The 19414-nt window shown below is 74.7% G+C and carries 17 protein-coding genes; 7 read left to right on the forward strand and 10 right to left on the reverse strand.

What is annotated here, in order from left to right:
* The first annotated feature begins 72 nt into the window (after positions 1-72).
* The gene (locus C5N14_RS18705; RefSeq protein WP_117669401.1) at positions 73-900 is read left to right on the forward strand and encodes a SigB/SigF/SigG family RNA polymerase sigma factor; all 828 of its coding nucleotides are present in this window, start codon (positions 73-75) and stop codon (positions 898-900) included.
* A 128-nt stretch (positions 901-1028) separates the two neighbouring features.
* Here C5N14_RS18705 and C5N14_RS18710 read toward each other — a convergent pair whose 3' ends face one another.
* From C5N14_RS18710 to C5N14_RS18720, 3 genes are read right to left on the reverse strand one after another with little or no spacing between them, the layout of a single operon-like run.
* The gene (locus C5N14_RS18710) at positions 1029-1622 is read right to left on the reverse strand and encodes an N-acetyltransferase (RefSeq protein WP_117669402.1); all 594 of its coding nucleotides are present in this window, start codon (positions 1620-1622) and stop codon (positions 1029-1031) included.
* Positions 1619-3145: an APC family permease gene (locus C5N14_RS18715; protein WP_117669403.1), complete on the reverse strand. Its 1527-nt coding sequence runs from the start codon at positions 3143-3145 to the stop codon at positions 1619-1621. Before C5N14_RS18715 ends, C5N14_RS18710 begins: the two co-directional genes overlap by 4 nt.
* 42 nt (positions 3146-3187) lie before the next feature.
* Positions 3188-3814, reverse strand: a complete 627-nt coding sequence (locus C5N14_RS18720; protein WP_117669404.1) for a GPP34 family phosphoprotein — start codon at positions 3812-3814, stop codon at positions 3188-3190.
* Between the two features lie 144 nt (positions 3815-3958).
* Here C5N14_RS18720 and C5N14_RS18725 point away from each other — a divergent pair, with 144 nt between their 5' ends.
* The 3 genes from C5N14_RS18725 to C5N14_RS18735 are packed head-to-tail and all read left to right on the forward strand — an operon-like array spanning position 3959 to position 7704.
* Positions 3959-4801 carry a helix-turn-helix transcriptional regulator gene (locus tag C5N14_RS18725; protein ID WP_117669405.1) on the forward strand — a complete coding sequence of 281 codons (843 nt, stop codon included), beginning with the start codon at positions 3959-3961 and terminating at the stop codon, positions 4799-4801.
* A gap of 40 nt (positions 4802-4841) precedes the next feature.
* A complete protein-coding gene (locus tag C5N14_RS18730; RefSeq protein WP_117669406.1) occupies positions 4842-5042 on the forward strand; it encodes a DUF397 domain-containing protein in 201 nt (66 codons plus the stop codon).
* 31 nt (positions 5043-5073) lie between these two features.
* Positions 5074-7704: an ATP-dependent RNA helicase gene (locus C5N14_RS18735; protein WP_117669407.1), complete on the forward strand. Its 2631-nt coding sequence runs from the start codon at positions 5074-5076 to the stop codon at positions 7702-7704.
* Positions 7705-7831: 127 nt separating this feature from the next.
* Here the strand turns inward: C5N14_RS18735 and C5N14_RS18740 are convergent, their stop codons facing one another.
* On the reverse strand, positions 7832-8560 hold the full coding sequence (locus C5N14_RS18740) for a PP2C family serine/threonine-protein phosphatase (RefSeq protein WP_117669408.1): 729 nt from the start codon (positions 8558-8560) through the stop codon (positions 7832-7834).
* Positions 8561-8775: 215 nt separating this feature from the next.
* On the opposite strand from C5N14_RS18740, the gene C5N14_RS18745 reads away from it, so the two are divergent.
* Complete coding sequence (locus tag C5N14_RS18745) at positions 8776-11397, forward strand: glycoside hydrolase family 9 protein (protein ID WP_117669409.1); 2622 nt, start codon at positions 8776-8778, stop codon at positions 11395-11397.
* 96 nt (positions 11398-11493) lie between these two features.
* On the opposite strand, the gene C5N14_RS34220 is transcribed toward C5N14_RS18745, so the two are convergent.
* The 6 genes from C5N14_RS34220 to C5N14_RS18775 all read right to left on the reverse strand — a co-directional run bounded on the left by C5N14_RS34220 (position 11494) and on the right by C5N14_RS18775 (position 17435).
* Positions 11494-12690 (reverse strand): snapalysin family zinc-dependent metalloprotease, encoded by a 1197-nt coding sequence (locus tag C5N14_RS34220; protein WP_371685867.1) that lies wholly within the window; start codon positions 12688-12690, stop codon positions 11494-11496.
* Between the two features lie 190 nt (positions 12691-12880).
* On the reverse strand, positions 12881-13138 hold the full coding sequence (locus C5N14_RS18755) for a UBP-type zinc finger domain-containing protein (protein ID WP_117669411.1): 258 nt from the start codon (positions 13136-13138) through the stop codon (positions 12881-12883).
* Positions 13138-14709 carry a Na+/H+ antiporter gene (locus C5N14_RS18760; protein WP_117669412.1) on the reverse strand — a complete coding sequence of 524 codons (1572 nt, stop codon included), beginning with the start codon at positions 14707-14709 and terminating at the stop codon, positions 13138-13140. Before C5N14_RS18760 ends, C5N14_RS18755 begins: the two co-directional genes overlap by 1 nt.
* Before the next feature lie 36 nt (positions 14710-14745).
* The gene (locus C5N14_RS18765; protein WP_117669413.1) at positions 14746-15708 is read right to left on the reverse strand and encodes a TIGR03885 family FMN-dependent LLM class oxidoreductase; all 963 of its coding nucleotides are present in this window, start codon (positions 15706-15708) and stop codon (positions 14746-14748) included.
* Between the two features lie 38 nt (positions 15709-15746).
* The gene (locus C5N14_RS18770) at positions 15747-17159 is read right to left on the reverse strand and encodes an NADP-dependent succinic semialdehyde dehydrogenase (RefSeq protein WP_117669414.1); all 1413 of its coding nucleotides are present in this window, start codon (positions 17157-17159) and stop codon (positions 15747-15749) included.
* A gap of 12 nt (positions 17160-17171) precedes the next feature.
* Positions 17172-17435 carry a DUF6343 family protein gene (locus C5N14_RS18775; protein WP_117669415.1) on the reverse strand — a complete coding sequence of 88 codons (264 nt, stop codon included), beginning with the start codon at positions 17433-17435 and terminating at the stop codon, positions 17172-17174.
* Positions 17436-17704: 269 nt separating this feature from the next.
* Between C5N14_RS18775 and C5N14_RS18780 the strand changes: the two genes are divergently transcribed.
* Both C5N14_RS18780 and C5N14_RS18785 read left to right on the forward strand, forming a co-directional pair.
* The gene (locus C5N14_RS18780; RefSeq protein ID WP_117669416.1) at positions 17705-18394 is read left to right on the forward strand and encodes an antibiotic biosynthesis monooxygenase; all 690 of its coding nucleotides are present in this window, start codon (positions 17705-17707) and stop codon (positions 18392-18394) included.
* Between the two features lie 127 nt (positions 18395-18521).
* Positions 18522-19370 (forward strand): GDSL-type esterase/lipase family protein, encoded by an 849-nt coding sequence (locus tag C5N14_RS18785; RefSeq protein ID WP_117669417.1) that lies wholly within the window; start codon positions 18522-18524, stop codon positions 19368-19370.
* Positions 19371-19414 lie beyond the last annotated feature (44 nt).

Genomic DNA, 19414 nt, shown 5'->3' on the forward strand with positions numbered 1-19414 from the left:
CGAACGGACGAACCGAAGCTAAACCACAGCGTCACGTCTTTATCCGCGGACGAGGTGCAGGGAGGACCACCAATGACCGCGCCAACGATCAGCGAGCAGACGAAGGCAGAGCCGGCCGCCGTCACCAGGAAGCTGGACCCGCGAGCGCTCACCGACAGCGCGGCCGACCTCCTCAACGCGATGGCAGCGCTGCCCGCCAACCACCCGTCGCGCGCCGCACTGCGGGACAGGGCGATCGAAGCCTGGCTGCCGCTCGCCAACCACCTCGCCCACCGCTACAGCGGCCGGGGAGAGCCCACCGACGACCTGGCACAGACGGCCGCCGTCGGCCTGATCAAGGCCATCGACAAGTTCGACCCGTCCCGCGGCGTCGACTTCGCCGGCTACGCCATCCCCACCATCATCGGCGAGCTCAAGCGCCACTTCCGCGACCGCACCTGGGACATCCGGGTGCCGCGCCGCCTCCAGGAGCTGCGGCTGGCCATCTCCGACGCCAACAGCACGCTGCTGCAGACGCTGGGCCGCTCCCCGACGGTCGCCGACATCGCCGCCCACCTCAGGCTCACCGAGGAAGAGGTCCTGGAGGGCCTGGAGGGCGCCCGCGCGTACAACGCGGTGTCGCTGTCCACCCCGACCGGCGACGGCGACCGGGCCACGGAGCTGGGCGACATGCTCGGCGGCGAGGACAGCGAGTTCGAGCTGGCCGAGCTGCGGGTGGCCCTGGGCCCGGCGCTCGCCACGCTCGACGAGCGCGAGCAGAAGATCCTCACCCTGCGCTTCTACGGCAACCTGACCCAGTCGCAGATCGCCGAGCAGATCGGCGTCTCGCAGATGCACGTGTCCCGGCTGCTGGCCCGGGCGCTGACCAGGCTGCGGGGTCAGCTCGACGGCACGTACTAGGGGCGCCGCCGGTGGTCGGGGCGGCGGGCCCGACCACCGGTACGCCGGAAGGGGCCCGATCGGCGATCCGCCGGCCGGGCCCTTCCCCGCCGGGCCGCCTGCCGGTCCGGAGCCTCCCCCGCGCCGCGTCAGGCCCCGGCCGGCTCCCGCCACATCGGGTAGAACGGGGTGCCGTCGGGCAGCCGGAAGACCTCCCGCGCCCGGTAGCCGTGCCGGGCGTACAGGTCCCGGCCGATCTCGCTGCTCGCCTCCAGGTAGCCGGGCATTCCGTCGGCGTCCAGCCCGGCGTGGTGGTGCCGCAGCAGCGCGGAGCCGAGCCCCTGCCCCTGCCGGTCCGGCGCGACGGCGAGGAAGGCCAGGTGGTGGTGGTCGGGGTACGGGTGGTTGGCGGCGAACAGCCCGTCGAGGTGCCGGAACCGTCCGGTCCACTCCCCGCAGGCGGCGGCCAGCCGGGCGTCGTAGTCCGCCGGCGGCGGGACCTCCTCGCCGACCTGCGGGAACCACACGGCCACCGCCGCCCGGTCCGCGGTGGCGTGCACGTGGCCGTGCGCCATCGCGTGCCCGACCAGGATCTCGAAGTTGTCGGCCAGCACGGCCTCCCGCTTGGAGGCGTCCGGCACCAGCCAGTGGGTCGCCGGGAGCACCAGGAACGCCCGGGCGATCCGCTCGGCCACCAGCCGGGTCTCGGCCGCGCCGAGGCGCTCGACGCGCACGTCGTTCATCGCCGGGCCTCCGCCCGGGCCGGGGCCGGCTCGCCGGCGGGGCCCGGCGCGGCCAGCAGGGCCGCGCTCTCCGCGCCCAGCCCGATCCGGGCGTAGACGTCCGGCCGGCTGCCGCGCAGCACCAGCGCCCAGAGCACGCCGATCAGCGCCGCCACCGGGTACGCCGCCGGCACCGCCCAGCGCAGCGCGGAGTCGGGCGACACCCCGAGCAGGATGGCGAAGTTGTCCACCGCCACCGTGATGATGGCGACCAGCGCCACGGCGGCCAGCCCGGGGGCGACCGCCCGCCGCCACAGGCTCTCCTCGACCCGGGTGCGGGCGAAGTACGCCATCACCGCGATCGAGGTGGTGGCGATCAGCAGCAGCACCCCGAACCCGCCACCGGCGCCGGCGTAGTAGAAGAGCTGGAGCACCGGGTCCCACCCGTTGACCGTGTACAGCAGGATCACCAGCAGGCCCAGCAGGCTCTGCGCGAGCGAGCCGGTCCGGGGCGAACCGGTGCGCGGCGAGGTCTTCCCGAACGCCGCCGGCAGCACCCGCTCCCGGCCGAGCGCGAACGCGTACCGGGCGGTGGTGTTGTGGAACGAGATCATCGCGGCCAGCACGGAGGTCATGAAGAGCGCCTGGCCGACGGTGACGGCGGTTTCGCCGAGCTGCGCCGCGGCCAGGTTGAAGATCAGCTCGACGCTCTGCTCGCCGGCCTGGGTGGCGATCTGGTCCGGGCCGGTGGCCACGGTCAACGTCCAGGACGACAGGGCGTAGAGCCCGGCGATGATCGCCACCGAGAGGTAGGTGGCCAGCGGGACGGTGCGCTTCGGGTCCCGGCTCTCCTCGCTGAACACCACCGCGGACTCGAAGCCGACGAAGCCGGTCGCGGCGAGCACCAGCAGCGCGCCCGCGCCCGGGACGAGCAGGCTGTCCGCGGTCAGGGCGGTGAAGCTGACCGAGCCGCCGGCCGGGTTGCCGAGCTGCCCCAGGTCGAACACGAGGATCACCACGAGCTCGGCGACCAGCAGCACCGCGAGCACCCGGCCGTTGACGTCGACCCGGAGCAGGCCGAGCACGGCGACCAGCGCCCAGGCGGCCAGCGCCACCACCCACCAGGCCGGGTCGGCGCCGAAGAGCCGGTGCAGCACCGGGGAGGCCGCCGCCCCGATCGCGCCGTACAGCCCGATCTGGAGAGCGTTGTACGCCAGCAGGGCGACCCAGGCGGCGCCGACCCCGGCCGGCCGGCCCAGCCCCCGGGAGACGTACGCGTAGAACGCGCCGGCGTTCTCCACCCGGCGGGCCATCGCCACGTAGCCGACGGAGAACAGGGCGAGCACCGCCCCGACCACCAGGAAGGCCAGCGGCATGCCGGTGACGCCGGTGACGGCGTACCCGGTGGTGACCACGCCGGCCACCACGGTCAGCGGCGCCGCCGCGGACAGCACGAAGAAGATCACCGACGGCACGCCGAGCCGGCCGCGGGCCAGCGCGTCGGAGACGTTGCTCGGTCGTTGGATGGTCTCTGTGGGGGGCATGGCGGTGCTCCGGTTCCAGGGAGGGGTGGGGGCGTCGGCCGGTCAGGGCTTGCCGCGCAGCACCGCCGCGCCGACGGCGGCCTCGGCGTGCGCGACCAGCTCCTTCAGCGGCGGAGGCAACGCCGGGATGAGGACGCCGAGCCGGTGGTGGGCACGAGGGCCGGCGCTCCACAACACCTCGCGGGTGAGCCCGGCGGCGGAGACCAGGCCGAACAGCAGCGCGTCCGGCACTGCCGGCGGCTCCGGCCGGTCCAGCAGGGCGCGCAGCCGGGTGGCCGGCCAGGCCACCGCGTTCAGGTCGATCGGTACGTAGCCGACGGTGGTGCGCAGCAGCCGACGGCTCTCCTGCCGGCGCAGCACCCCGGCCCGGGCCAGCCGCTCCGCGACCGACGTCGCCGCGGTCTGCCCGAGGAAGCTCAGCCAGGTGCGGACCGACTGGTGCTGGGACTCGCCGACCAACTGGTCGAGCACGGTGTGCGCCAGGGCGTCGGCCGGCGGGCGGCGGTCCACCACCGTCACGTTGCCGGCGCTGACGGTGATCTGTCCGAACAGGACCAGCTCGCCGAGGAGCCCGGCCGCCAGCCCGATGCCCACCGCGCTGGAGTGCAGCTTCGCCCTGCCCCGGCTGTCGTTGTGGGCGACCAGATAGAACTCGTCGGCGGTGAGCAAACGAGCCTCCCGAACGGATTGTCCACAACTGATCGACACCGGGTGAAAGGATGCACGCCCTCTGTTTGCAACGCAACTCCCAGTTTCGACGGTTGCACTCCGTGCACATGCGACCTGCGGATCTTGTCGTGACAGACTCGGAGGGTGACCGCCAGCCCGACCGTCCGCCGCCGCCGCATCGCCCGGGAACTTCGCCAGTTGCGCGAACGTTCAGGGATGACCCTCGATGTCGCCGCCCGCCAGCTCGACATGTCCAAGAGCAACCTGTCCCGGATCGAGACCGCGCAGATCGGGATCAAGCCCCGGGACGTCCGCGCCGCGCTGGCGCTCTACCGGGTCACCGGGGACGACGCCGAGGCGTTGATCGAGATCGCCCGGGGCGCGCAGCAGCGCGGCTGGTGGCAGAACTACAGCGACGTACTCCCGGAGTGGTTCGAGTTCTACGTCGGGCTGGAGGCCGAGGCGGCGTCGCTGCGCACGTACGAGGCCGAGGCCGTGCCCGGGCTGCTCCAGACCGAGGCGTACGCCCGGGGGATCTACCGGCTCACCGCCGGGGAGGAACGCATCGAGCGCAAGGTCGCCGCCCGGCTACACCGGCAGAACGTGCTGCACCAGGAGAAGCCGGTCGAGTTGTCGGTGGTGCTCAACGAGGCGGTGCTGCTGCGGCCGGTCGGCGCACCGGCCGCGATGGCCGAGCAACTGGCCCACATCGGCCGGGTGGCCCGACTACCCAACGTCACGGTCCAGGTACTTCCGTTCTCGGCCGGCGGGCATCCCGCGATGACCACCCCGTACGTCATCCTGGGCTTTTCCGACGCCGCCGACGCGTCCGTGGTTTACCTGGATAACCTCACGATGGGACTGGCTCTGGAGGACGCCGACCATGTGCTCCGGTATAGCCTGTTGCACGAGGAGCTGCGCCGGATGGCGCTCAGCCCGGCGGATTCGTTGACCCGCCTGGAGGACGCTTCTCGTAACTTTGCGTGACCGCATCGCGGCACGCCGGCAAAAGACGAGAGGTACGGGGATGACCGCGCTCGACCTGTCCCGGGCCGCCTGGCGGACCAGCAGCCGAAGCAGTGGCAACGGCAACTGCGTCGAGGTGGCCACAGCCGGCGGGCGGGTCGCGGTGCGGGACTCCAAGGACCGGCCCGGTCCGGTGCTGGTCTTCGGGCCGGACGCCTGGGGCGCGTTCGTCGCCGGCCTCGACGCGGTACGCCCCGGCTGACGCCCGCGCCGCCGGTGCGACAGTAGGAGACGTGCTCGCCGACGTACCCCTCGACCTGCCGGTCCGGCCCGCCCTGCCGGCGCTTCTCGACGCGCTGCGCGCGGCCGGCGGCGCGGTCCTCGTGGCGCCCCCGGGCACCGGGAAGACCACCCTCGCCCCGCTGGCCGTGGCCGGGGCGGTCACCGGCCGGGTGGTGATCGCCCAGCCCCGCCGGGTGGCCGCCCGGGCGGCGGCGCACCGGATGGCCGCCCTGCTCGGCGAGCGGGTCGGCGACCGGATCGGGTACGCGGTGCGCGGCGAGCGGCGGGGCGGCCCCACGACCCGGGTCGAGGTGGTCACCACCGGCCTGCTGGTGCGCCGGCTGCACCACGACCCGGAGTTGCCCGGCGTCGGCGCGGTCCTGCTGGACGAGTGCCACGAGCGGCAGCTCGACGCCGACCTGGCGCTGGCGTTCACCGTCCAGGCCCGGGCGACGCTACGCCCCGACCTGTGGCTGGCCGCCATGTCGGCCACCCCGGACGCGGGCCGGTTCGCCGCGCTGCTCGGCGCCGACGGCGTGCCCGCGCCGGTGGTCCGGGCCGCCTCGGCCCTGCACCCGGTGACCCGGGTCTGGGCCCCGCCGCCCCGGCCGGTCACCCCCTCCGGGGCCGGCCGCGTCGACCCGGCGCTGCTGGACCACGTCGCGGCCACGGTCCGGCGGGCCCTCACCGAGCGGGACGGGGACCTGCTGGTCTTCCTGCCCGGGGTGGGCGAGATCGCGGCCGTGACCGGCCGGCTGGCCGACCTGCGGGACTCCGTCGCCCTGCTGCCGCTGCACGGGCGGCTGCGCGGGGCGGAGCAGGACGCCGCGCTGCGTCCCGCCGACCGGCGGCGGGTGGTGCTGGCCACCGCCGTGGCGGAGAGCAGCCTCACCGTGCCCGGGGTCCGGGTGGTGGTCGACGCCGGGCTCGCCCGGGTGCCCCGGGTGGACCTGGCCCGGGGGCTGGGCGCGCTGGTCACGGTGCCGGTGTCCCGGGCCGCGGCCACCCAGCGGGCCGGCCGGGCCGGCCGGGAGACACCCGGGCACGTGTACCGGTGCTGGTCGCAGGCCACCCACGCCCGGCTCGCCGCGCAGCCGGAACCGGAGATCGCCACCGCCGACCTGACCGGGTTCGCCCTGGAGCTGGCCGCCTGGGGCGAGCCGGACGGCAGCGGGCTGGCCCTGCCCGACCCGCCGCCGGCCGCCGCGATGACGGTCGCCCGGGAGACCCTGACCACCCTCGGCGCGCTGGACGCCGCTGGCCGGATCACCGCCCGGGGGCGGGCGATCGCCGGCGCGGGGGCCCATCCCCGGCTGGCCCGGGCCCTGCTGGACGGCGCGCCGGTGGTCGGCGCCGACCGGGCCGCCGAGGTGGTGGCGCTGCTCGCCGAGGACGCCGTCGCCGGGCCGGGCGACGACCTGACCGCCGGGTGGCGCCGGCTGCGCGCGGGCGTCGACCCCGCCGCCACGGCCCGCTGGCGCGCCGAGGTACGCCGGCTCCGCGCCGCCCTGCCCGCCGGGACGGACGGCCACCGGCCCACGGACGACGCGAGCCCGCCGGAGTCCTCCGGCCCGGCCCGGGCACCCGGGGGCGGCCCGGCCCGCCCGCCCCGCGACCCGGACGGCCGCGCGCCGGCCCGGGACCGCCGGCTGGGCCGGCTGCCCGACGACCTCGCCGCCGGGCTGCTGGTCGGGTTGGCGTACCCGGAACGGCTGGCCCGGGTCCGCCGGGCCGGCGGGTCGGCGTACCTGATGGCGGGCGGGACCGAGGCGGAGGTGGCGCCGGGCTCCGGGCTGGCCGGGGCCGCGTGGCTGGCCGTCGCGGTGGCCGACCGCTCCCCCGGCGCGCCGGCCGCCCGGGTCCGGCTGGCCACCCCGCTGGACGAGGCGACCGCGCGGGAGGCCGGCGGGCCGCTGCTGCGCCCGGAGCGGGAGGTGGCCTGGTCCGGCGGTGACGTGGTGGCCCGGGAGGTGGTCCGGCTCGGCGCGATCGAGTTGGTCGCCCGGGCGTTGGCCCGGCCGGAGCCGGCGCTGGTGGCCGCGGCGCTGCGCGACGGGCTGCGCCACGCGGGCCTGACGCTGCTGACCTGGACCCCGGCCGCGCGGGCGCTGCGCGAGCGGATGGCGTTCTGCCGGCACGCCCTCGGCCCCGACTGGCCGGACGTGGGCGACGAGGCGCTGCTCGCCGGGGCGGACGCCTGGCTCGGCCCGGAGCTGGCCGCCGCCCGCCGGCGGGCCGACCTGGCCCGGATCGACGTCGCCGCCGCGCTGCGCCGGCTGCTGCCCTGGCAGCAGGCCGCCCGGCTCGACGAGCTGGCCCCGGAGCGGCTCGCCGTGCCCAGCGGCTCCCGCGTCCGGGTGGACTACGCCGACCCGGCGGCCCCGGTCCTGGCGGTGAAGCTCCAGGAGACCTTCGGTTGGGCCGAGGCCCCCCGGATCGCCGACGGGCGGGTGCCGGTGCTGCTGCACCTGCTCTCCCCCGCCGGCCGCCCGGTGGCGGTCACCGCCGACCTGGCCTCGTTCTGGCGCACCGGCTACCCGCAGGTCCGCGCCGAGCTGCGCGGGCGCTACCCCCGGCACCCCTGGCCGCAGGACCCGACCACGGCAGAGCCGACCCGCCGGGCCGCCCCGCGCCGCCGCTGACCCGGGCCGACGGCCGGCCGGTGGGCACCGGTCCGCGTCGACCACCCTGGCCCGGGGCCTGGCCCTGGCCGGGCCGACGGGCCGGGGCCCGGGCCGACTCGGGCCGGGCGCGTCCGCAGGGGCCGGGTCAGTCCTCGGCGACCACGTCGGCGATGACGACGGTGACGTTGTCGGGGCCGCCGGCGCGCAGCGCCAGGTCGATCAGCCGCCGGGCGCACTCGTCCCGGTCCGGGTGGGCGCCGAGCACCTCGGCGAGGGTGTCCGGACGGACCACGTTGGACAGGCCGTCGCTGCACAGCAGCCACCGGTCGCCGGCCCAGGGCACCATCGTCGCGTACGACGGGGAGACCTCCTCGCCCTGCAACGCCTGGGTGACCACGGCCCGGCGCGGGTGGCTCGCGGCCTGGTCGGCGGTGATCACGCCCTGGTCGACGAGCATCTGCACGAAGGTGTCGTCCCGGGTGATCTGCTTGAGCACCCCCTCCCGGAAGAGGTACGCGCGGGAGTCGCCGACGTGGGCCAGGGCGAGACAGCTCCCGGTCCGGGCGAAGAGCAGGGCGGTCAGGGTGGTGCCCATGCCCTGCCGCTCCGGGTCCTCCCGCACCGCCTCGCGGATCCCCGCGGTCGCCAGCTCGATCCCGCTCTGCAGGGCGGCGACCAGGGCGTCCTCCGGTGTCGCCAGGTCCAGCGGCCCGACCGCGTCGATCGCGATCCGGCTGGCCAGGTCGCCGGCGGCCATCCCGCCCATGCCGTCGGCGACGGCGACGAGCCAGGTGCCGGAGTGCAGGGCGTCCTGGTTGCCGCTGCGGATCAGCCCGCGGTCACTCGCCCCCACGGAACGCAGCTTCAGGGTCATGGGACGCAGCCTGCCAGTTGGAGGCCGCAGTTGTCTCTAGGAGATCGCGACGACGTCGCGTGGCGCGGCGAATCTCACGCGGCGGACCGGGCCAGGGGGTGAACCGGGCCGGTTTTATTCAGCGTCCTCAATTGACACGACGGACACCCGCTGGAAATATCGGAGCGACGCTGGGAGCGCTCCCAGATCAGCCCGTCCCCCGGAAGGAAACCCCCGTGACGCCATCCCGACGCCGTCGACGCCGCCTCGCGGTGCTCGCCACGGCGACCGCCCTGGCCCTCACCGGCACCACTGCCGGCGCGGCCCACGCCGAGGTCCCGCCGGACGCCCCCGAGCAGCTGAAGAACGGCGACTTCAGCGCGGGCGTCGCCCCCTGGTTCTCGTACGGCACCGGGCCGCTCGGGGCCACCGACGGCCGGCTCTGCGCCACCGTCCCCGGCGGGCTGGCCAACCCCTGGGACGCCGGCATCGGCCAGGACGCCGTGCCGCTGACCTCCGGCGCCGAGTACGAGCTGGCCTTCGACCTCGCCGCCACCCCCGGGGTGACCGTCAAGGCGGTGCTCCAGCTCGGCGCCGCCCCGTACACGCAGTACGCCAGCCTGGACGCCGCCGCCACCAGCGGCAGCCAGCACTTCGCCAAGACCTTCACCGTCAGCGAGGACAACCCGGGCGCGCAGCTCGTCTTCCAGGTCGGCGGGGCCGCCGCCGAGCAGACCGTGTGCCTGGACAACGTCTCGCTGCGCGGCGGCGAGCCGCCCGAGCCGTACGAGCCGGACACCGGCCCCCGGGTCCGGGTGAACCAGGTCGGCTACCTGCCCGGCGGCCCCAAGAACGCCACCGTCGTCACCGAGGCCGCCGACCCGCTCGACTGGCAGCTCACGTCGGCCGCCGGGGCGGTGGTGGCCAGCGGGCGGAGCACCCCGCGCGGGGTCAACGAGGCGTCCGGCCAGAACGTGCAGACCGTCGACTTCTCCGCCTACCGCACCCCGGGCACCGGCTACACCCTGGTCGCCGACGGCGAGACCAGCCACCCGTTCGACATCTCCGGCACGCTCTACGACAGGCTGCGCGCCGACGCCCTCCAGTTCTTCTACCTCCAACGCAGCGGCATCGCCATCGACGACGACCTGGTCGGCGACGAGTACGCCCGCCCCGCCGGCCACCTCGGCGTCGCCCCCAACCAGGGCGACACCAGCGTGCCCTGCCAGCCGGGGGTCTGCGACTACTCCCTCAACGTGCGCGGCGGCTGGTACGACGCGGGCGACCACGGCAAGTACGTGGTCAACGGCGGCATCGCCACCTACCAGCTCCTGAACGCCTTCGAGCGGACCAAGACGGCGGCCACCGCCGACGGCGGCGCGGGCCTGGCCGACGGCTCGCTGCGGGTGCCCGAGCGCGGCAACGGCGTGCCGGACGTCCTCGACGAGGCGCGCTGGGAGCTGGAGTTCCTGCTGCGCATGCAGGTGCCGGCCGGCAAGCCGCTGGCCGGGATGGCCCACCACAAGATCCACGACAGGAATTGGACCGGCCTGCCGCTCGACCCGGCCGCCGACCCGCAGCCGCGCGAGCTGCACCCGCCGTCCACCGCCGCCACCCTCAACCTGGCCGCCGTCGCCGCCCAGTGCGCCCGGCTGTTCGCCCCGTACGACGCGGCGTTCGCCACCCGCTGCGGCACCGCCGCGAAGACCGCGTACGCGGCGGCCAAGGCCCACCCGGCGCGCTACGCCAGCCCGGCCGACGCCACCGGCGGCGGCGCGTACGACGACACCGACGTCAGCGACGAGTTCTACTGGGCCGCCGCCGAGCTGTACCTGACCACCGGCCAGCCGGCGTACCTGACCGACCTGACCGCCTCGAGGCACCACACCGGCGCGGTCTTCGGCGACCAGGGCTTCGGCTGGCAGGGCGTCGCCGCGCTGGGCCGACTCGACCTGGCCACCGTGCCCAGCGGCCTGCCGACCGCCGACCGCGACCGGGTGCGCGCCTCGGTGACCGCCGCCGCCGACCGCTATCTGGAGATCCTGCGCGGCCAGGCGTACGGGCTGCCGATGCCCGGCGATCCGGGCAGCTACTTCTGGGGTGCCAACGGCAACATCGCCAACAACGCGGCCGTGCTGGGCACCGCCTTCGACCTGACCCGGGACGAGAGGTACCGGGACGGGGCGGTGCAGGCGGCGGACTACCTGTTCGGCCGCAACGCGCTCAACATCTCGTACGTGACCGGCTGGGGCGAGCACGCCGCGCAGAACCAGCACAGCCGGATGTACGGCCACCAGTTCGACCCGACGCTGCCGAACCCGCCGGCCGGCTCGCTGGCCGGTGGCGCGAACGCCGCCCTCCAGGACCCGTTCTCGGCGAACCTGCTGGCCGGCTGCGAGCCGCAGTTCTGCTACGTCGACGACATCAACTCGTACTCGACGAACGAGGTGGCGATCAACTGGAACTCGGCGCTGGCCTGGCTGGCCTCGTTCCTCGCCGACCAGGACGACGCGGCGGCCGTCGCGGCACCGACCTGCGCCGTGTCGTACACCAACTACGGCACCTGGCAGGGCGGGACCGGGTTCACCGCCCAGGTGACCATCCGCAACACGGGCACCGCCGCGGTGAACGGCTGGACCGCCCGGTTCGCCTTCACCGGCGACCAGCGGGTGCGGGAGGCGTGGATGGCGAGGGTGACCCAGTCCGGGGCCACGGTGACCGCGAAGAACGAGTCGTACAACGCCCGGATCGACCCGGGCGCCACCGCGACCTTCGGCTTCAACGCGACCACCGCCGGCAACGCCAACCCCGCCCCCGACCTGATCACGGTCAACGGCGCCCCCTGCGCCCTGTCCTGACCCACCCCGGTCCCGGGCAGCACGGGATGGGGCGTCCGCTCCCGTTGCGGGAGGAGCGGACGCCCCGGTGTCGGATGCCGCGCTGGTGCGCCAGGATCAGGCGGGCAGGCCGCCGACCTGGGTGTCGATCCAGGAGCGGATCGACGGCAGGTCCTCGTAGATGGACGGGCCGGTGGCGCAGGTGGAGTTGTTGTTGCCGGCCCGGCTGGTCGCGCCGATCAGGTTCCACACCCCGTTGACCTTGCGCACCTGGGGCCCGCCGGAGTCGCCGTAGCAGGCGCCGGCGACGCCGCCGGTGTTGTCGGTGCAGATCTCGTACGGGCCGTTGATGCCGCTGCACCGGCTGTCGGCCACGATCGAGGTGTCCAGCTCCCGGGCGACCGTGGGGGCGGAGCCGCAGCCGGGCGTCGGGCAGGTCTGGCCCCAGCCGATGATCCGGGTCGCGGTGCCGACCGCGCCCGACGTGGTCGGGATCGGAGCCGGCGCGTAGCTGACCGAGCCGGCGAGCTGGAACAGCTTGACGTCGATCGACGGGTGGTTGACCGCCCGGCTCACCCCGACGACCGTGCCGCCGCTGGTGCGGTTGATGCTGCCCACCCGCACCGAGGACGGCGTCGGGCAGTGCTTCGCCGTGACCGCCCAGTTGGCCTTGATCAGCGAACCGGTGCAGCCGGAGACGTACACCATGAAGGGGTAGTTCTCCGAGGCGGTGACGCCGCCGACGACGTTCGGCGTGATGTCGCCGGCGTCGTCACCGTTCCAGACGTACGTCCGGCCGGTGGTCGGCGCGGCGAGGCTGCCGGCGAACAGCGAGTTGACCCGGGACGCCTCGGCGGCGCTGGGGTTCGCGTTGGCGCAGGAGACCGGCGCGCTGCTGCCGGACATCAGGTCGGTGCAGAGCCCGGTGCGCTTGTCCGGCAGGCCGAGGATGTGGCCGATCTCGTGGGTGGCGATCCGGGTCCGGTTGTAGCCCTGGTTCACCGCCTCCCAGCCCATCCACACCCGGCCACTGCCGAGCGAGGTCGGCTGCGCCCGGGGCCAGCCGGCGTCGACGTAGATGGTGATGTTGCCCGGGGTGGCGGGCAGCAGCCGGACGGTGCTGACATTGCTGTTCCAGATCTGGGCGGCCTGGTCGAAGTTGGTGCGGAACTCGCCGGCCCGGCTCGCGTCGTAGTAGACGGTCCGGACGGCGGACGCGCTGGTGCCGGTGGCGGCCAGCACCCCGGCGGCGGCCAGGACCGCCGCGGCCACGGCTCCCGCCGTACGCAGCAGATGTCGTCGGAACACACGCACTCCTCTGGATCACGGCGGCAAGGCCGCCTCCCATTGATGTGGGTCGATCCTAGATCGAGTACGGTCAGTCCGCCGCATAGCGCTTGCGTCATACGAGCCACGTCGGCGGCCACGATCGTCAGACCTCGGGCGGAGGCGACGCGCCGGGCGCAGGAGCCGTGGACAGCAGCCGATCACCGGGCGCGGCGGGTCAGCCGATCTCCTCGTCGACGAAGCACCAGCGCCACGCCTCCCCCGGCTGGACCGAGCGCATCACCGGATGCCCGGTGGCCTCGAAGTGCCTCGACGCGTGCTGGTACGGCGAGGAGTCGCAGCAGCCGACGTGCCCGCAGTCCAGGCAGGCCCGCAGGTGCACCCAGTCGTCGTTGCCGACGGCGACGCAGTCGGGGCACTCCGCCGTGGTCAGCGGCTCGACGGCACCCGCCTCGGTGAGGTGCTGGCAGCTCATCAGTCGGTCTCCTGTCGCAGTAACGACTCCTCCAGGTCCAGGTCACGGTAGGCCCGCACCAGCACCTCCTCGGGAATCCGGCCGGCGTCGCGGGCGGCCCGGAACACCTCCCGCTCCGCGTCGATCATCTCCTGCCGCAGCCGACCGTACGCCTGGGACGGGGTTTCCCGCTCGGTGCCTCCCAGCCGTTCCCAGGCCAGGTTGGTGCGCTCCGTCAGCCCCCGGCGCAGCCGGTCCACGACCGCCGTCGGGGCGGTGTCGGCCAGCGCGTCGAGTCGATCCCGGGCGGCCCGGCTGGCCTGCTGCTGGACGCTGGCGGCGGAGAGCGCGTCCTGCACCGGGTCGTCCGGCGGCAGCCTGAGCCGGCGGGCCACCGCCGGCAGGGTGGCGCCCTGGGCGACCAGCGTCACCACGATCACCGCGAAGGCCAGCCAGATGAACAGTTGCCGGGGGTAGGGGCGGTCCTGCGCGAGGGTGAGCGGCAGGGCCAGCGCGGCGGCCAGGGTCACCACGCCGCGCATCCCGGCCCAGCCGATGACGATCGGGAACCTCGCCGACGGCCTCGTCTCACGCTGCCGGATCCGGGGCACCAGCCGGGCCAGGTAGGTGGCCGGGAAGATCCAGACGAACCGGGTCACGACGACGGTCGCCAGCACCGCCACGGTGATCGCGGCCAGGAAGCCGAGCGGCTCGTTGAGGTCCCGCACCACCTCGCGGAGCTGGAGGCCGACCAGCAGGAAGACCAGCCCCTCCAGCAGGAACCGGGCCAGCCGCCAGAACGCGCCGATCTGAAGACGGGAGGCCGCCGACATCAGCATCGGCATCCGGTGACCGATCCCGAGCCCGGTCACCACCACCGCGACCACGCCGGAGGCGTGGACCGCCTCGGCGGCGAAGACCACCGCGAACGGCACGATCAGCGACAGCGCGTTGTCCAGCACGGCGTCGCTGATCCGCTTGTGCAGGAACCCGAAGACCAGCACGCCGGCCAGCCCGACCAGGATGCCGCCGCCGGTGGCGACCAGCACCTCCCGGGCCACGTCGCCGACCCCGACCGAGGTGCCGATCGTCGCCATCGTGGCCACCCGCAGCAGCACCAGCGCGGTGGCGTCGTTGATCAGGCTCTCGCCCTCGAGGATGGTCACCACCCGCCGGGGCAGCCCGATCCGCCGGGCGACCGCGGTGGCGGCCACCGCGTCCGGCGGGGCCACCACCGCGCCGAGGGCCAGGCAGACCGCGAACGGCACCGCCGGCAGCAGCAGGTGTACGACGAGTCCGACGGCGAACGCCGTGAAGATCACCAGCCCGACGGCGAGCAGCAGGATCGGCCGCAGGTTGAGCCGGAACGCCGGCACCGACGTCTCCAGGGCCGCCACGTACAGCAGCGGCGGCAGGATGCCCACCAGCACCAGATCCGGGTCGAGCCGGACCTGGGGGAAGCCGGGAACGAAGGAGAGCGCGAGGCCGACGACCACCAGCAGGATCGGCGCGAGCAGGCCGAGCCGGCGGGCCAGCGCCGCGCCGAGCGTCGCGATCGCGAGGAAGACGACGACCTCGAACAGGGACTCCATGGCTACGAGCCTAGGGCGCGACCCCGCCCGGACGGATCACGCCGCCCGCAGCTTCGGCAGCACCTCGGCGCCGAAGGCGTCGATGAAGGCCCGCTGCTCCTGCCCGACGTGGTGCAGGGCGATCTGGTCGAAGCCCAGCTCCAGGTACTCCTCCAGCCAGCCGACGTGCCGGCCCAGGTCGGCCGAGACGTTGACCGTGGAGGTGACCCTCGCCAGCGGCACCTCGGCGGAGACCGCGTCGAAGTGCTCGGCCGTCTCCAGGTCCCAGCAGACCGGCGGGGCGAACACGTTGCTGCGCCACTGTTCGTACGCGAGGGCCTCTGCCTCGGCCTGGTCGGGCGACCAGCTCAGGTGCACCTGGAGGTGCAGCGGCCCCCGGCCGCCCGCGTCCCGGTAGGCGTCGATCATCTGTCGCAGGTGGTCGATGGGCGCGTTGACGGTGATCAGGCCGTCGGCCCACTCGGCACACCAGCGGGCGGTGGCCACGCTGACCGCCGCGCCGATCAGCGCCGGCGGCTGCTCGGGCCGGGTCCACAGCCGCGCCCGGTCGACCGTCACCAGGCCGTCGTGGCTGACCTCCTCGCCGGCCAGCAGTGCCCGGATGACGTCGACGCACTCGCGCAGCCGGACGCTGCGGACGTCCTTGCGCGGCCAGCCGTCCCCGGTGATGTGCTCGTTGCTCGCCTCGCCCGTGCCCAGGGCCGCCCAGAACCGGCCCGGGTACATCGCCCCGAGGGTGCCGATCGCCTGCGCGATGATCGCCGGGTGGTACCGCTGCCCGGGCGCGTTGACCACGCCGAAGGGCAGGCTGGTGGCCTGGAGGGCGGCGCCGAGCCAGGACCAGGCGAACCCGGACTGGCCCTGCCGGGCGCTCCACGGGGAGAAGTGGTCCGAGGACATGGCGGCGCCGAAGCCGGCCCGCTCGGCGTGGATCACCGCCTCCAGCAGCTTGGCCGGGTGGATCTGCTCGTGGGACGCGTGGAAGCCGAACGCCGTCATGGGCGCACCTCCTACCCATGACGGCGTCCGGCCAATCGCTACTCGGCGTGCGCCCCGGCGCCGGCCGAGGCCTCGCCCCGGCCCACCCAGACGGTCTTGGTGTTGCAGAACTCGCGCATGCCCAGCGCGGACAGCTCCCGGCCGTACCCGGAGTTCCGCACCCCGCCGAACGGCAGCTCCGGGAACGAGGTGGTCATCCCGTTGACGAAGACGCTGCCGGCGTCCAGGTCGGTGGCGAAGCGCTCCTGCTCGTCCGGGTCGGTGGTCCAGGCGTTGGAGCCGAGGCCGAAGGCGGTGCCGTTGGCCACCTCGATCGCCTCGGCGTACGAGGAGATCCGGTACAGCCCGGCAACCGGCCCGAACACCTCCTCGGGCCACATCCGCATCTGCGGGGTCAGGTCGGTGACCACGGTCGGCGGGTAGAACCAGCCGTCCCCGGCCGGCTTCTCGCCGCCGCACAGCACGGTGGCGCCGTGGTCGACCGCGTCCTGCACCTGGGCGTGGATCTCGTCCCGGCCGCCGGAACTGGCCAGCGGCCCCACGTCGGTGCCGGCGTCCATCGGGTCGCCGACCCGCAGCGCGGCCATGTTCGCGGCGAACCTCTCGGCGAACGCGTCGAAGACGTCGGTGTGCACGATGAACCGCTTCGCGGCGATGCAGGACTGGCCGTTGTTCTGGCAGCGGGCGGTGGTGGCGACCTCGGCGGCCCGATCCAGGTCGGCCGAGGGCATCACCACGAACGGGTCACTGCCGCCCAGTTCCAGCACGGTCTTCTTCAGCTCCCGGCCGGCGATCTGGGCGATCGAGCGGCCGGCGCGCTCGCTGCCGGTGAGGGTGGCGGCGCGTACCCTCGGGTCGCTGAGGATCTGGTCCACGGCGTCCGAGCCGACCAGCAGGGTGCTGAACGCGCCGTTCGGGAAACCGGCCCGGCGGAACATGTCCTCCAGGTACAGGGCGGTCTGCGGCACGTTCGAGGCGTGCTTGAGCAGGCCGGTGTTGCCGGCCATCAGGGCCGGGGCGGCGAACCGCATGACCTGCCAGAGCGGGAAGTTCCACGGCATCACCGCCAGCACCGGCCCGATCGGCTGGTACCGGACGAAGGCGCGGGTGGCGTTGACGGCGCGGGCGTCGGCCGGCTCGTCGGCGAGCATCCGCTCGGCGTGCGCGGCGTAGAACCGGCAGGCCGCCGCGCACTTGGTCACCTCGGCCTGCGCGGCGGCGTACGTCTTGCCCATCTCGGTGGTCATCAGCCGGGCGGTGTCGTCGCGCTCGGCGTCGAGCAGGTCGGCGGCGACGCTCAGCCACCGTCCCCGCTGGGCGACGGTGGTCCGGCGCAGCTCCCGGAAGGCCAGGTCGGCCCGCTCGATCGCGGCGTCGACCTGCTCGACCGACATCGGGTCGTACGACTTGAGCACCTCGCCGGTGGCGGGGTTGGTGGTGGCGATGGGCATCTCGTACTCCTGTCACTCGAACAGCGAGTGCCGCGCGCCCGGCTGCTCCCGGCGGCGCGCGGCACGGCGGCGCTGGATGACGAAAAGGTCGACCACGGCGACGGCGGCGAAGACCGCGCAGACCACGCCCAACCACACCACGCCGGCCCAGAACGCCAGCACGGCGAAGACCGCCATGGTCACCAGCCCGAAGCCGGCGAGCACGAGGCGCAGGTTGAGCGCGCTGTACGCGTGGCCCACCGTCCCGCGGGCACGTCGGGGCTGCGATCTCGTCATCCCTGCGGGCTACCCCCGATCGGCCCGGTTAACCGACCCGGCCGCGCCAAGATCATCATGAGGTGCGGGATGTTGTGGTGTCGGAGCGCCGAAAAGCCGCAACATCCCGCACAGCGCGGGGCACCAACCCGGCGCGGGGGCCGGCCACCCGGCCCGGCTGGTCCCACCCTTCGGGCAGCCCGGTGGGCCGTGACACACCTGTCGTGGGGTGCGTTACACCGGCCCGCCGAAACGGTGCCGTGGCCGGGCCGGCCCGGGAGGATGGGGGCATGACCACGACCCACGCGGCGCCCGTGACCGCCACGACCCACGGGCCGGTGACCGCCGCGGCCGACGGGGCGCCGGTGACCGCCGCGATCCACGGGGCGCCGGTGACCGTCGCCATCGCCCGGCGCGCCGATCCCGCGCGCAGCCACGAGATGGTCGCGTGGATGCGGGCGGGCACCGGGCTGGCCGAGAGCTTCCCGGGTTTTCTCGGCGCCGGCTGGGTGCGCAACGCCCCGGGCTCGCCGGAGTGGCACATGCTCTACCGCTTCGCCGACGCCGAGACGCTGCGCCGCTGGGAGGAGTCGCCGCAACGGCACTGGTGGCTGACCTCGGCCCAGGGCATCGTCGAGCACACCCGCACCGAACGGCGGACCGGGATCGAGGGCTGGTTCGACCCGCCGGTCGAGCACGCCGTGGAGGTGGCCACGCCGGTGGGCGCCGAGCCGGTCGCGCCGGCGGCGCCGCCCCGGTGGAAGCAGGCGGTGACGATCTGGCTCGCGTTCTTTCCGCTGAGCCTGACCGCGACCCTGCTCACCGGCCGGTTCGCACCGGACGTCCCGGTGGCCGTCCGCACCCTGGCCATGACGCTGTGCCTGACCCCGCTGATGACCTACCTGGTGCTGCCCCGGATCACCCGGGCCCTGCACTGGTGGCTGCACGGCCAGCCCGCCCCGTGGCGCACGCCCCACTGAGCCCCTTTACCACGGACAGCACCACGACGGGACAGACTGCCGGAAATCCGACAGCAGGCCACCCCCCGACCCGGTGGCCCGCATAGGGTTACCGCGCTGTCGCACTCTGCCGCCGGACTGGGGAAGCATGCCTCGACGCTGGGTCGCCGCCGTCGCCTGCCTGGCGGCCCTGGTCGCGCTCGCCTGCGAGGACGGGGGCAACGCCCAGCCCCGACCCTCGGGCGGGTCGCCCGCGCCCGGCACGCCGGCCGCCATGGCCGCGCTGGGCGACTCGATCAGCGCCGGCTTCGGCTCCTGCCTGATGCTCAGCTCGTGCGAGCGGAACTCCTGGTCGACGGGGGACGGGCTGCGGGTGGACAGCCACTACCAGCGGCTGGTCGACCGGAACCCGAAGCTGCGCGGGAAGGCGTACAACCACGCCAAGCCGGGCGCGCGGGCCGCGGCGCTGGCCGGGCAGGCCGAGGCGGCGGTACGCGACCGCGCCGACTACGTCACGGTGCTGATCGGCGCGAACGACGTGTGCCGCGACGACGTCGACGCGATGACCCCGGTGGCCACCTTCCGCAGCGAGCTGGACCGGGGCCTGCGGGTGCTGCGCAAGGGCCGCCCGAAGGCGCGGGTGCTGGTGGTCAGCATCCCCGACCTGTACCGGCTGTGGGAGGTCGGGCACACCGACTCCCGGGCGCTGCGGGCCTGGCGGCACGGCATCTGCCCGGCGCTGTTGGCCGACGCCACCTCGACCGCGCCGGCCGACGTGGCCCGCCGGGCCCGGGTGCGGGACCGGATCGACGCGTACAACGCGCAGTTGAAGGCCGCCTGCCGGGCGTACGGCTCGCGGTGCCGGTACGACGGCGGGGCGGTGCACCGGGTGCGCTTCACCCTCGACCTGGTGAACGCGCTGGACTGGTTCCACCCCAACGTCGCCGGGCAGGGCCGGCTGGCCGACGCGACCTGGCGGGCCGCCGGCTTCGACTGACCCCGGCGGGCCGCAGGCTCCGATCGACCCCGGCGGGCCGCCGC

Origin of the sequence: Micromonospora sp. MW-13, from assembly GCF_003434305.1 — a bacterium.
Classification (GTDB): Bacteria; Actinomycetota; Actinomycetes; order Mycobacteriales; family Micromonosporaceae; genus Micromonospora.

Coding starts and splice junctions, on each gene's coding strand:
- C5N14_RS18785 (WP_117669417.1), top strand. CDS start 18,522: ATGCCTCGACGCTGGGTCGCCGCCGTCGCCTGCCTGGCGGCCCTGGTC.
- C5N14_RS18780 (WP_117669416.1), top strand. CDS start 17,705: ATGACCACGACCCACGCGGCGCCCGTGACCGCCACGACCCACGGGCCG.
- C5N14_RS18705 (WP_117669401.1), top strand. CDS start 73: ATGACCGCGCCAACGATCAGCGAGCAGACGAAGGCAGAGCCGGCCGCC.
- C5N14_RS18740 (WP_117669408.1), bottom strand. CDS start 8,560: ATGACCCTGAAGCTGCGTTCCGTGGGGGCGAGTGACCGCGGGCTGATC.
- C5N14_RS18755 (WP_117669411.1), bottom strand. CDS start 13,138: ATGAGCTGCCAGCACCTCACCGAGGCGGGTGCCGTCGAGCCGCTGACC.
- C5N14_RS18775 (WP_117669415.1), bottom strand. CDS start 17,435: ATGACGAGATCGCAGCCCCGACGTGCCCGCGGGACGGTGGGCCACGCG.
- C5N14_RS18760 (WP_117669412.1), bottom strand. CDS start 14,709: ATGGAGTCCCTGTTCGAGGTCGTCGTCTTCCTCGCGATCGCGACGCTC.
- C5N14_RS18770 (WP_117669414.1), bottom strand. CDS start 17,159: ATGCCCATCGCCACCACCAACCCCGCCACCGGCGAGGTGCTCAAGTCG.
- C5N14_RS18715 (WP_117669403.1), bottom strand. CDS start 3,145: ATGCCCCCCACAGAGACCATCCAACGACCGAGCAACGTCTCCGACGCG.
- C5N14_RS18765 (WP_117669413.1), bottom strand. CDS start 15,708: ATGACGGCGTTCGGCTTCCACGCGTCCCACGAGCAGATCCACCCGGCC.
- C5N14_RS18730 (WP_117669406.1), top strand. CDS start 4,842: ATGACCGCGCTCGACCTGTCCCGGGCCGCCTGGCGGACCAGCAGCCGA.
- C5N14_RS18710 (WP_117669402.1), bottom strand. CDS start 1,622: ATGAACGACGTGCGCGTCGAGCGCCTCGGCGCGGCCGAGACCCGGCTG.